Origin of the sequence: Cellulomonas fimi (assembly GCF_012952065.1) — a bacterium.
GTDB lineage: Bacteria > Actinomycetota > Actinomycetes > Actinomycetales > Cellulomonadaceae > Pengzhenrongella > Pengzhenrongella fimi_A.
The window spans coordinates 21,080-33,033 of record NZ_JABCJJ010000013.1 but is presented as its reverse complement, the minus strand read 5'-3'; the positions used below and the strand labels follow the sequence as shown (position 1 = coordinate 33,033).

Genomic DNA, 11,954 nt, shown 5'->3' with positions numbered 1-11,954 from the left:
CGGTGCCCGGTATGTCACGATCGACCCGTGAGCAGGCCGACCGGTTCCGCGGGTGCGGACGCGATGCCCGACGCCGCCCCGGACGACCCGGCGGAGCGCTCGCTCGGCACCGACGCCCCGACGCCGACGCGCCGACCGCAGCGGGCCTGGCGGCTGGTTCGGCGGACGCTGCTCGTGGTCGGGGTGCTGCTCGTCGTGGCGACCGGGTGGCTCGTCTTCCGTGGCGTGCAGGCGGCCACCTCGCTCATGCACGCGGAGGGGGTCGTCCGCGAGATCCGTGACGGCCTGTCCGACGTGCGGAGCGAGACCGTCGTGGCGCGGCTCCCGGAGCTCGAGGCGGACACGGCGCGAGCGCGCCGTGCGACGTCGGACCCGGTCTGGGCTGCTGCCTCGCGGTTGCCCGGCATCGGACCCAACCTGGCCGCCGTGGCGACGGTCTCGGCAGCCCTCGACGACGTCGCGCGCCTGGCGATGCCGACGCTGCGGGATATCGACGCCATCGGGGAGGCGCAGGGCCTGCGCGGGACCGACGGCAGGATCGACGTCGGCCCGATCGCCGCCGCGGCTCCCGGCCTGGCTCGCGCCGCCGATACCGTCGCGGCGGCGGAGCGGTCCGTCGCGGCGATAGACACGCGCCCGCTGCTGGACCGGCTGGCCGGGCCCGTCGAGCAGGTGCAGGGCGGGCTCGCGGAGGTGTCCGAGCTGCTCGACGGCGCGGCCCGGTTCTCGGCGCTGCTGCCGCCGATGCTGGGCGCCGACGAGCCGCGCACGTACCTGCTGCTCTCCCTCAACAGCGCCGAGCTGCGTGCGGCCGGCGGGATCGTCGGCGCGGTGGCGGTCCTGCGCGCGGAGAACGGCGTGCTCGACCTCGTCGAGCAGCGCACGACCGTGGAGTTCCCCGCCCTCGACGCGCCGGTCCTGCCCCTGACCGCCGACGAGCTGCAGGTGCACAGCGACCGCCTGGGGCGCTGGCTGCAGAACACCACGCTCACGCCGGACTTCCCGCGGACGGCCGAGCTGGTCCGGGAGCACTGGCGCACGACGATCGGTGGTGACGTGGACGGCGTGATCGCCCTCGACCCCGTCGCGGTCGCGTACGTCCTCGAGGCGACCGGTGCGGTGGTCGAGCCCGGCGGGCTGCGGTTGGATGCGGGGAACCTCGTCGAGGAGCTCCTGCACCAGAGCTACCTGCGGCTGCAGGACCCGCTCGAGGCGGACGCCTTCTACACCGGGGTCGCCACGACGATCTTCCGGGCGGTCGGCTCCGGCCAGGGCGACGCCCGACGCGTCGTGGAGCAGCTCGGCCGCGCGAGCGGCGAGCACCGTGTCCGCGTGTGGTCGGCGCGTCCGGACGAGCAGGCGGTCCTGGCGGCCACCACCGTCGGCGGTGCGTTCCTGTCGGGCGGTGCGGACGCCGCCGCCGGCGTCTTCCTGAACGACGGCGCCGCGGGGAAGCTCGACTACTTCCTGCGCACGGACGTCGCGATCGAGGACGTGCGGTGCGATGCGGGTTCCACGACGTCGGTCGTCCGGGTCGACCTCTCGTATGCGCCCCCCGCCGACATCGCGGACTACCCGAGGTACGTGACGGGATGGAGCGGTTCGGCGCTGCCCACCGGGTGGGTGGCGACCAACCTCACGGTGTACGCACCGGTCGCGGGCTCGCTGGGCCCCGTCATGTCGGGGGACGTCGGGATCGGTGGGCTCCGGGCGGTCGAGCGGGGACGTGACGTCCAGGTGCTGACGTCCTGGCTGGCGCCGGGGCAGCGCGCGACCTACCGGTTCGAGGTCCGCACGGAGCGCCCGGCCGACGAGCTGCCCGTCTGGCTCACGCCGACCCTGACCAGCCCGGGGATCCTGACGGCCGTCTGTCCCTGACCGCCGGCGCTGCCGGCGCAGCCTGCGCGGCCCGGCGCCGACGACGTGCGCGTGCCCAGGTCCTGACGGTCGGCGAGGTTCACCCGATCGGGCTGCACCGGTCCCGCGCGGAATGCGTACCCTGATCACGATATGTCCTTTTTGCCGCTGATCGAAGGAGCTCCTGATGCGACCCCTGGCGCGATCTCTGGCGGTGGTGCTGTTCGGGCTCCTCTCGGTCCTCGCGGCCGGTCTGCCGGCCTCGGCCCAGGTCGGCACCTGCGACCGGCAGGACAACAACTACGCCGCCGGCGGTGTGTGCGCGGTGTCGGTGGAAGAGGCCGTGCCGGCCTGCCCCGCGGGCGTGCTGGAGCTGAGGTACCGCGTGGTCCCTTCCGGGACGTCGGCGACCACCGTCGACCTGCGTTGGCAGGCGCCGGGAGGTGAGGTGCTCAGCGCCGGCCTGCCGCTCACGGGAAGCGTCGCCTGGCCCGCGACCGTCCCCAGGGGTGCGGTCGACGTCCGGTTCGTCGCCGGCGGGGAGGCCACCGTGCGCGTGGATGCCGCCGCCGTCGCCGCGACCTGCGTCGTCCCCATGAGCGAGGTCCTCAGCGCCGGGAACGCGGCGCCGGTGCGGTCCTCGCAGGTGCTCGCGGCCACCGGCTTCGACGCCGTCTCGCTGGTGGCGGCCGGTGCCGCTCTGCTCGTGGTGGGTGCGGGAGTCCTGGTCGGGCGGTCGCTGCGCCAGCGCCACACGCACTGACCTCCGGTCGCCGTGGCTGGGGCCCCGACGTCCGCCGTGCCGGGGCCCCGGCACGGCGGACCCCGAGCTCAGCTCCTCGTCTGCCGGTGCGCGAGACGCAGGCCCGCCAGCACGGCCGCCGCACCGCACCCGATGAGCAGCGGCACGAGCACGAAGGCGGTGTGCGAGCCGACCTGGTCCGCCGCCGCGCCGAGCGCGAACGGTGCGACGGCGATCGCCGCACCGGTGCCCATGGTCGCGAGGGCCTGAGCGCCGTCGGGGCGGCCCGCAGAGGCGCGCAGCACGAGCGACACCGACAACGGGTACTGCGCGCCGTAGCCCAGGCCCATGACCACGAGACCGACGACCGCGACGGCCGCGGACGTCGTCGTCCACAGGACGAGCCAGCCCAGGGCCGCGATCGCGAACGCGACCAGGAGCAGCTTCTCCGGCGCGCGGCGCAGGGACAGCGGCCCCGCGACGAACCGTGAGACGCACATCCCCGCGATCAGTCCTGCCACCGCGCCGGTGGCGGCGCCCGGGCCGGCGCCGGTGCGGGTGACGATGAGGTCGGCGGCCCAGAAGGTGGTCGCGTTCTCGATCGCGACGACGGCGACGAGCCCGAGCCAGAAGTGCCACAGCAGCCGGGGGAACCGGCCGGGAGCAGGCCGGGCGGGCACGGCGGAGCGGGCGGGCACGGCGGAGCGCGCGGACGTTGCGGAGCGGGCGGGCGCGGCGGGGAGCGCGTCCACGGCAGGCACCGGGGCCTCGGGGCGACCCAGGGCGCCGCGGCTCGGCAGGCGCGCGAGCAGCACGGCCGCGACGGCCGCGAGCACGATCGTCACCGCGACCGCCGGCCGCCACCCCCAGCCGATCGCGACGGCGCCGCCCACGGCGAGCGGGGACAGCAGGCCGAACAGCGCACCGACGCCGTTCGCCTCGCTGACCGCAGCGGCGCTCGCCTCGTGGTGGTGGACCGCGAGCGCCGGCTGCGCGGCCGAGATCCACAGCGATCCGCCGAGCGAGGTGACGAACGCACCCGGGAGCGTGAGCGCGAGCGAGTCGCCCGTGACGAGAGTCCCGACCCCGACCGTGATGACCAGGCTGCCCAGCAGCATCGTCCGGCGACGCCCGAACCGGTTGGCCAGCCCGGGGCTCAGGAACGCGGTCGAGAACGTGCCGAGCGCCATCGCGGTGCCGTGCAGGCCGGCCTGCGCCTTCGTGATGCCGAGCTCGGCGGCGAGCAGCGGCACCGCAGGCGAGAAGCCGTAGATCAGCCAGGCCCAGCCCACGAAGTGGGCGTAGATCGCGACCGTGACCCGGTCCCGTTGCAGCCGGATGGGCTGGACGGGCGCGGCCGCCGCGGGGAGCGGTTCGGTGGGCACGGGCTGGGAGGGCGCGGGCTCGGAAGGCACAGGCTCGGAGGGCACGGTTCGTCGACTGACCGGTCAGGCCAGCCGCTCGACCACGTGGTCGACGCAGGCGGTGAGCGCCTCGACGTCGGCCGGGTCGACCGCGGGGAACATCGCGATGCGCAGCTGGTTGCGGCCGAGCTTGCGGTACGGCTCGAGGTCGACGACACCGTTCGCGCGCAACGCGGCCGTCACCTGCGTCGCGTCGATCGCGGGGTCGAGGTCGATCGTGCCGACCACCGTCGAGCGCTCGGCCGGGTCCGCGACGAACGGGGTCGCCCAGTCGCGCGTCTCGGCCCACCCGTAGAGGTGCCGGGCCGACGACGCGGTCCGCGCCGCCGTCCACGCCAGCCCGCCGTTGTCGAGGATCCACGTGAGCTGCTCGGCCAGGAGCACGAGCGTGGCCAGCGCGGGCGTGTTGAGCGTCTGGTCCTGACGCGCGTTCGTCACGGCCGTGGTGAGCGAGAGGAACTCGGGCACCCAGCGCCCGCCGGCCTCGATCTCCGCCGCGCGCTCGACCGCCGCGGGCGACAGCAGGGCCAGCCACAGGCCGCCGTCGGACGCGAAGCCCTTCTGCGGCGCGAAGTAGTAGGCGTCCGTCTGGGCGACGTCGACCGCGAGCCCACCCGCCGCCGATGTCCCGTCGACCAGGGTGAGCGCACCCTGCTCGCGCGAGCCCGCGACCCGGCGGACCGGTGCCATCGCGCCGGTCGACGTCTCGTTGTGCGGCCAGGCGTAGACGTCGACGCCGTCCTCGAGCTCGGGCAGGGCGATCGTGCCGGGCGCCGCCTGGCGGACGGTCGACGGCGCGAGGAACGGCGCGCGCGACGTGGCGGTCGCGAACTTGGCGCCGAACTCGCCGAAGGCCGCGTGCTGCGCGCGCTCGCGGACGAGGCAGAGGGTCGCGACGTCCCAGAACGCGGTGGAGCCGCCGTTGCCCAGCACCACCTCGTAGCCGTCCGGGAGGCCGAAGAGCTCAGTCAGGCCCGCGCGGATGCGTCCGACCAGGCCACGGACGGGCGCCTGCCGGTGCGAGGTGCCGAGCAGCGTGCGGCCGACCTCGGCGAGGGCCTCGACCTGCTCGGGGCGCACCTTGCTGGGGCCTGAGCCGAAGCGCCCGTCACGCGGCAGGAGCTCCGGGGGGATCGTCAGGGCAGGACGCTGCGGCACGGGCAGAGCCTAATGGCGCTCAGCCCGGCCCCGGTGCCCGCGGCCACCACGTAACCTGTCACGAGCGCGAGGACTACGGGAGGCCTGAGACGTGAGCGACCTGATCGACACCACCGAGATGTATCTCCGGACCATCTACGAGCTGGCGGAGGAGGGCATCGTGCCGCTCCGGGCGCGCATCGCGGAGCGTCTGGGGCACTCGGGCCCGACGGTGTCGCAGACCGTCGCCCGCATGGAGCGCGACGGGCTCCTGGTCGTCAGCGGGGACCGGCACCTCGAGCTCACGGAGGCGGGCCACCTCAAGGCGGTGCGCGTCATGCGCAAGCACCGGCTCGCGGAGCGGCTGCTGACCGACGTGATCGGGCTCGACTGGGAGTTCGTGCACGAGGAGGCCTGCCGCTGGGAGCACGTCATGAGCGACCGCGTCGAGAAGCGGCTCCTGACGCTGCTCGACCACCCGCACCACTCGCCGTACGGCAACCCGATCCCCGGTCTCGACGAGCTCGGCGACGTGCGGGCGCCCGAGCACTTCCTCGACGGCGTCGTCGCCCTCACGCAGGCGGTGCCGGCGGACGGGCAGCCGGGGCGCGTCGTCGTCGCCCGGCTCGGCGAGCCGCTCCAGACCGACACGGAGCTGCTGGCGCGGCTCGCGAACGCGGGCGTGGTCCCCGGCGGCGAGATCACCGTGGAGCGCGGGGCCGGGGTGCTGACCGTGAGTGCGCCGGGCGCGGAGACGGTGCTCGACCTGCCGATCGAGGTCTCGCGCCACATCTTCGTCGCGGCGACGGTGGCGGACCCGGTCGCTCCGTAACATCCGTCCGTCCGTCCGTCCGTCCGTCCGTCCTCGTCCGCTCCCGTCTCTCGGCGCGTCGTCACGACCCATCACGATCGGTCGTGGATGCTCCGAGGATCGTCATTGGACAACGACGTCCACGTGTTGAGAGGCTGCGTCTCATGACACGGAACACCGAGGTGGCCACCGCCACCTGCACGCAGCCTCGAGCCGCTGCTGCCCACCGGTCGTGTCGAATGTGTTGCGGCTCGACAGGCGCGCCGGAGCGTGCCGCGTACCGCGGGTGCTGTCGCGCCTGAGCTGAGCGACGCCGGGCCGGTCCCGGCACCCTGAGACGTCGCCGCGTCGTCGGCCCTCGTCGGCCCGTCGCCGGCCGCCCGACGCGGCGCGCTCCCCGACAGCACCTCTCGTGCGCCCTCGGGTGCACCACGCACGCACACCACCGTGCCCCTCGCTGCCCCTCGCTGCCCCTCGCTGCGCGCCTCGTCTGCGCGCCCCGTCTGCGCCGGCGCTGCGCCCTCCGCTGCCCACGTTCCCGCGACCCGGACCTGCCGGGGCCCGGGTCCGGTCCGGCAGGTCCGAGGCGTCGCCGCACCATCCACCCTCGCGAAGAACCAGGACCCACCATGCAGTCACGGAACGCCCCCCGACGTCTGGTCCGGTCCCTGACCGGGCCGCTCACCAGGTCCCTGACCCGCCCGCCGACCGGCCCGCCGACCGGCCCACCGAGCCGGCCCGTGCGCCGGCCCCGGCTGGCGTCGTTCGTGCCCGTCGCCCTCGTCGCTGCCCTGCTCGCCGGCTGCTCACCGACGGCCGGGCGGTCGACCACCACGGACGGCGCCACGGCGGACGTCTCCCCGGGGAACACGCTGACGTGGGGCTGGTACCTGCCCACGTCCTGGGACCCGGTCACCTCCACCGCGGGCCAGGACGTGCACGCGCTCGCGCTCGTCTACGACGCGCTCGTCCAGCAGGAGGACGACGGCGACGCCCGGCCCGGGCTCGCGGAGTCGTGGACGTACAACGAGACCGGCGACCAGGTGACCTTCCACCTGCGTGACGGCCTCACGTTCACCGACGGCACCCCGCTCGACGCCGAGGCGGTGAAGGCGAACCTGCTGCGTGGCCGGGACCAGCCCAACTCGACGATCGCCGCACAGCTCTCCGTGATCACGGACGTCACGGTCGACAGCCCGACCGACGTCACGCTGCACCTCGACCAGCCCGACTTCCAGATCCCCCTGCTGCTCGCCGGCAAGAACGGCATGCAGGTGAGCCCGGCGGCGTTCGGTGCCGACGTCGACGCGATCGCGACCGCCCCCGTCGGGTCCGGCCCGTTCACCCTCACCGAGTACGTGCCGGACTCCCACGCCGCCGTCGTGAAGAACGAGGAGTACTGGAACGCCGACGCGATCCTGCTCGGCGGCGTCGACCTGCGGCCCACGCCCGACCCGACCGTCGCCGTCGCCGGCATCCGGTCCGGGCAGTACGGGCTCGCCGTCGTCCCGCCCGCGCAGGTCGCCGCGGCCGAGCAGGCGGGTCTCACGGTCGAGGAGATCACGGCCTTCACCGTGCGGGTCATCGACGTCGACGCGACCGTGGCGCCGTACGACGACCCGCGCGTCCTCCAGGCGATCAGCCACGCCCTCGACCGGCAGGCGCTGGTGGACGTGTCGTTCTTCGGCCGCGGCTCGCCGAACTGGCAGCCGTTCCCGGACGGCTACGTCGCGTACGACGACGACCTCGACGAGCTCTACGAGTTCGACCAGGACGCCGCCCGCGCGCTGCTCGCCGAGGCGGGTCACGCGAAGGGGCTCGACCTCACCCTGACGATCGGCACGGCCGTCGACCAGGCGCTGGCCGAGCAGATCCAGTCGCAGCTCGCCGAGGTGGGGATCACGGTCACCATCCAGATGGCGACGCCCGGCACGAGCAACTACGTCACGCGCGAGTACCCCTTCTACCTCGACAGCTTCTCCGGGCGCGAGTCCCCGGTGCAGGCGCTCGAGGTGCTCTTCGGCCCGGAGGGCCTGATGAACCTCGGCCGCACGAGCCCGCCCGACCTCCAGCCCGCGATCGACGCGGTCCGCGCGGTCCCGCTGGACGACCCCGCCTACCCCGGGCTGCTCCAGGAGGCGGTCTCGACGGCCGTGACGCAGATGCCGAACACCTTCCTGTTCACGTGGCCGCGGATCTTCGTCCACGACGACCGGGTCCGCGACTTCCGCCACCAGATCGGGACGGTCCGGTTCGAGGGCGTCTGGGTGGAGGCGTCGTGACCGGGACCGTGGCGACGGCGCGCCGCGAGCACGCGGCCCCGGGCCGCGCGTCCGTGCCGGGGCCCTCGGGTGCGGCAGCCCCGGGCGCCGGAGCGGTCGTCGCCGCACCGCTCGACGAGCGGCTCGACCTGCCCCGGCACGCCGCGCTGCGCGCCGTGGGCGCCACGCTCGGCCGGGGCGTCACGACGGCGGTCCCCGTGCTGCTCCTCGCGAGCGGCATCACGTTCGCGCTGGGAGCGTTCGGCGGGCAGGACCCGGCGGCCGCGGTGGTCGGGGACGTCGCGGGCCCGGAGGACGTCGCGCGCATGGAGCGCGAGCTCGGCCTCGACCGGCCCGTGTGGCAGCAGTACGTGTCGTGGGTCGGCGCCGCGGCGCGCGGGGACCTCGGCGCGTCCTGGTTCACGCAGATCCCGGTCACCGAGTCGATCGCCCAGCGACTGCCGGTGAGCCTGTCGGTCGCGGGCTTCGCGCTCGTGCTCGCCGTGCTCTTCGGCGGGGCCGCGGGGATCGCCGCAGCGCTGCACCGCGGCCGCCTGCTCGACCGCGCCGTGACCGCGGTCTCGGCCGCGCTGACGACGGTGCCCGCGTTCGTCGCGGGGATCGGGCTCATCATCGTGTTCGCGGTCCTGGTGCCCGTCCTCCCCGCGGGCGGGTACGTGCCGCCCTCCGTGAGCGTCACGGCCTGGCTCACCTCGCTCGTGCTGCCCGCCGTCGCCCTGAGCCTCGACACGGCGGCCGACGTCGCCCGCCAGCTGCGGACGGGCCTGGTCTCCGCGCTCGGCGAGAACTACGTCGTCGGCGCGCGGGTGCGGGGCCTGTCCGGACGGCGGGTCGTGCTCGGCCACGTCCTGCGCAACGGCGTGGCGCCCGCCGTCGCCGTCGTCGGGCTGCACGTGCCGCGGCTCGTCGGCGGGGCGGTGATCACGGAGGCGGTGTTCCAGATGCCCGGCCTCGGTCAGCTGGCGCGCGACGCGGCGATGCGGGGCGACGTCCCGGTCGTCCAGGGCACCCTCCTGGTCGCGGTCGTCGTCGTGCTCGCGTCGTCGCTCGTCGTCGACGTCGTCCAGGCGCGCCTGCTGCCCGCCTCGGTGCGTGCGGCATGATCCGCCGGGCACTGAGCAGCCGGACCGGCGCCGCGGCCGCCGTCGTGCTCGCGCTCGTCCTGGTCCTCGCCGTGGTCGGCGCCGCCCTGGCGCCGTACGACCCGCTCGCGCAGGACACGACGGTGCGCCTCCAGGGACCTTCGGCGGCCCACTGGCTCGGCACCGACTACCTGGGTCGGGACGTGCTCTCGCGGCTGCTCGCAGGCGCCCGGGTGTCGGTGCTCGCGGCGGTCGTCGCGGTCGCGATCGGCGCCGCCGTCGGCGTCGTCCCGGGCATGCTCAGCGTGTTCGTCGGTCGTGTGCCGGCCTGGCTCTCGCTCCGGTTCGCCGACACGCTCATGGCGCTGCCGTTCATCATCTTCGCGATCGCGGTCGCGGGGCTGTTCGGGAACGGGCTCTTCCAGGCGATGATCGCCGTCGGCGTGCTCGTGGCGCCGGTCTACTTCCGCGTGGTGCGCGCCGCCGCGCTCAGCAAGCACGGCGCGCAGCACGTCGAGGCCGCCCACCTCCTCGGGGTCCCGCGCTGGCGCGTGCTGGCGACGCACGTCTGGCCCGCCGTGCTGCCGACGGTCGTCGTGACGACCGCGAACCTCCTCGCGACCGGCCTGCTCGTGGTCTCGTCGCTGACCTTCCTGGGGATCGGCGTCGAACCGCCCGCCCCCACCTGGGGCGGCATGCTCGCGAGCGACCTGCTGTACCTCACCTACCGCCTCGACGGCCCGCTGGCGCCGTCGCTCATGATCATGGTCACGGTCGGGGCGCTCAACGCGCTGGCCGACGCCGTCCGCGACGCCGGCGGTGACAGCGGGCGTGCGGCGCACGCCGTGCGGCGGGAGGTGTCCCGTGCGCGCTGACCTGCTGGAGGTCACCGACCTCCGCCTCACCGCACCCGACGGCCGCGAGGTGGTGCGCGGCGTGTCCTTCACCGTCCCGCGCGGCGGGTCGCTCGGCATCGTCGGCGAGTCCGGCTCAGGAAAGACGCTCACGTGCCGGTCGCTGCTCGGGCTGCTGCCGCCCGGCGTCTCGGTGGCGGGCGGCAGCGTGCGGTTCGACGGCGCGGACCTCGCCCGGCTCACGCCGCGACAGTGGCAGGACGTGCGCGGCGCGCGCATCGCTGCCGTGTTCCAGGACCCGGGCTCGTACCTCAACCCGTCCGTGCCGGTGGGTCGTCAGCTCGCGGAGGTGCTCCGGGTGCGCGGCGGTCTGCGCCGGCGCGAGGCGCGGGACAGGGCGGTCGAGCTGCTCGAGCGCCTGGGCCTGCACCGCCCGGCGCTGGTGGCGCGGCAGCACCCGCACGAGCTGTCGGGCGGCATGCTCCAGCGCGTCCTGATCGCCGTCGCCATCAGTCTCGAGCCCGAGCTCCTCGTCGCGGACGAGGTCACCACCGCGCTCGACGTCACCGTGCAGGCCGAGGTGCTCGACCTGCTCGACGCGATCCGGGCGGAGCGGGACCTCGCGCTCGTGGTCGTCTCGCACGACCTCACGGTCGTCGCCCGGAGCACCGAGCAGCTGCTGGTGCTCCGCGACGGCGAGGTCGTCGAGGCCGGACCGACCCGGCGCGTCCTGGACGACCCGCAGCACCCCTACACCCGCCTCCTCGTGGAGCACCACGAGGCCTACGCGCTCGACCGCTACCTCGACCGGGACGGTACCCATGCGTGACTCCCAGCCGGCCGCACCGCGACCCGGTGCGGCGTCGCCCGGCGTGCCCCGGGCCGGTGCGGCCCCGACCGGCGTCCCGCTCCTCGTCGCCGAGCAGCTGCGCGTGGACCTCGGTGGACGCCCCGTGCTGCGCGGCGTCGACCTGACCGTGCACGCGGGCGAGGTCGTCGGGCTCATCGGCGAGACCGGGTCGGGCAAGACGACGCTCGCGCGCGCCGCGCTCGGTCTCGTCCGACCGGCGGCGGGCCGGGTGACCGTCGACGGCGTCGAGCCCTCGACGCTGCGCCCCCGCGCCCTGCGACGGTTCCGGCGCGAGGGTCACCTGCAGTACGTCTTCCAGGACCCGCTGCGCAGCCTCCACCCGGACCGCACGGTGGGCCGGTCGGTCGCCGAGGGGCTCGAGGTGCAGGGCGGTCTCCGCGCGGGCGAGATCAGCGCGCGCGTGGCCGAGACCCTCGCGGACGTCGGCCTCGACCCGGAGCTGGCGGACCGGCATCCAGGCCAGCTGTCGGGCGGTCAGCGCCAGCGGGTCGCGATCGCCCGGGCCCTCGCGGTCCGCCCGCGACTGCTGCTGTGCGACGAGCCCGTGAGCGCGCTCGACGCCGCGCACCGCCACCACGTGCTCCAGCTGCTCGACCGGCTCGGGCGCGACGGCCTCGGCCTGCTGGTCATCTCGCACGACCTCGGGTCGGTCGCCGCCATCAGCGACCGCGTGCTGGTCCTGCACCGCGGGCGCGTCGTCGAGCACGGGACGACTGCCGAGGTCCTCGCCTCCCCGCAGCACCCGTACACGCGCATGCTCCTCGCCTCGAACGGGACCCTCGCGGGCCGCGGCGCGAGCGTCGAGCTGCGCAACCGGCTGCGCGCCGAGCTCGAGGCCGACCAGCTCGCGCACGCGTGAGCCCCACCCTGACAGCCCCACCCTGACAGCCCCAC

The 11,954-nt window shown here is 75.1% G+C and carries 10 protein-coding genes; 8 read left to right on the top strand and 2 right to left on the bottom strand.

What is annotated here, in order from left to right; translation table 11 throughout:
- Positions 1-27: 27 nt before the first annotated feature.
- Together HIR71_RS17475 and HIR71_RS09865 are read left to right on the top strand one after the other, a co-directional pair.
- The gene (locus HIR71_RS17475; protein WP_169324893.1) at positions 28-1,878 is read left to right on the top strand and encodes a DUF4012 domain-containing protein; all 1,851 of its coding nucleotides are present in this window, start codon (positions 28-30) and stop codon (positions 1,876-1,878) included.
- A 166-nt stretch (positions 1,879-2,044) separates the two neighbouring features.
- Positions 2,045-2,620, top strand: coding sequence for a hypothetical protein (locus HIR71_RS09865; RefSeq protein ID WP_169324892.1), 576 nt, complete (start codon positions 2,045-2,047; stop codon positions 2,618-2,620).
- A gap of 68 nt (positions 2,621-2,688) precedes the next feature.
- Here the strand turns inward: HIR71_RS09865 and HIR71_RS09860 are convergent, their stop codons facing one another.
- A complete protein-coding gene (locus HIR71_RS09860; protein WP_311836208.1) occupies positions 2,689-3,984 on the bottom strand; it encodes an MFS transporter in 1,296 nt (431 codons plus the stop codon).
- 63 nt (positions 3,985-4,047) lie between these two features.
- On the bottom strand, positions 4,048-5,181 hold the full coding sequence (gene serC / locus HIR71_RS09855) for a phosphoserine transaminase (RefSeq protein ID WP_311836207.1): 1,134 nt from the start codon (positions 5,179-5,181) through the stop codon (positions 4,048-4,050).
- Positions 5,182-5,272: 91 nt separating this feature from the next.
- Between serC and HIR71_RS09850 the strand changes: the two genes are divergently transcribed.
- The 6 genes from HIR71_RS09850 (at position 5,273) to HIR71_RS09825 (ending at position 11,919) form a co-directional block, all read left to right on the top strand.
- The gene (locus HIR71_RS09850) at positions 5,273-5,992 is read left to right on the top strand and encodes a metal-dependent transcriptional regulator (RefSeq protein ID WP_169324891.1); all 720 of its coding nucleotides are present in this window, start codon (positions 5,273-5,275) and stop codon (positions 5,990-5,992) included.
- Positions 5,993-6,600: 608 nt separating this feature from the next.
- Positions 6,601-8,253, top strand: coding sequence for an ABC transporter substrate-binding protein (locus HIR71_RS09845; RefSeq protein WP_169324890.1), 1,653 nt, complete (start codon positions 6,601-6,603; stop codon positions 8,251-8,253).
- Complete coding sequence (locus HIR71_RS09840) at positions 8,250-9,356, top strand: ABC transporter permease (protein ID WP_311836206.1); 1,107 nt, start codon at positions 8,250-8,252, stop codon at positions 9,354-9,356. Before HIR71_RS09845 ends, HIR71_RS09840 begins: the two co-directional genes overlap by 4 nt.
- The gene (locus tag HIR71_RS09835) at positions 9,353-10,210 is read left to right on the top strand and encodes an ABC transporter permease (protein ID WP_169324889.1); all 858 of its coding nucleotides are present in this window, start codon (positions 9,353-9,355) and stop codon (positions 10,208-10,210) included. Before HIR71_RS09840 ends, HIR71_RS09835 begins: the two co-directional genes overlap by 4 nt.
- Positions 10,200-11,018 carry an ABC transporter ATP-binding protein gene (locus tag HIR71_RS09830; RefSeq protein ID WP_311836205.1) on the top strand — a complete coding sequence of 273 codons (819 nt, stop codon included), beginning with the start codon at positions 10,200-10,202 and terminating at the stop codon, positions 11,016-11,018. Before HIR71_RS09835 ends, HIR71_RS09830 begins: the two co-directional genes overlap by 11 nt.
- Complete coding sequence (locus HIR71_RS09825; RefSeq protein ID WP_169324887.1) at positions 11,011-11,919, top strand: ABC transporter ATP-binding protein; 909 nt, start codon at positions 11,011-11,013, stop codon at positions 11,917-11,919. Before HIR71_RS09830 ends, HIR71_RS09825 begins: the two co-directional genes overlap by 8 nt.
- The last annotated feature ends 35 nt before the right edge of the window (positions 11,920-11,954 follow it).

Bases quoted from the DNA above. Each gene is read 5' to 3' on its own strand.
- HIR71_RS09825 (WP_169324887.1), top strand. From the start codon at position 11,011: ATGCGTGACTCCCAGCCGGCCGCACCGCGACCCGGTGCGGCGTCGCCC.
- HIR71_RS09865 (WP_169324892.1), top strand. From the start codon at position 2,045: ATGCGACCCCTGGCGCGATCTCTGGCGGTGGTGCTGTTCGGGCTCCTC.
- HIR71_RS09835 (WP_169324889.1), top strand. From the start codon at position 9,353: ATGATCCGCCGGGCACTGAGCAGCCGGACCGGCGCCGCGGCCGCCGTC.
- HIR71_RS09845 (WP_169324890.1), top strand. From the start codon at position 6,601: ATGCAGTCACGGAACGCCCCCCGACGTCTGGTCCGGTCCCTGACCGGG.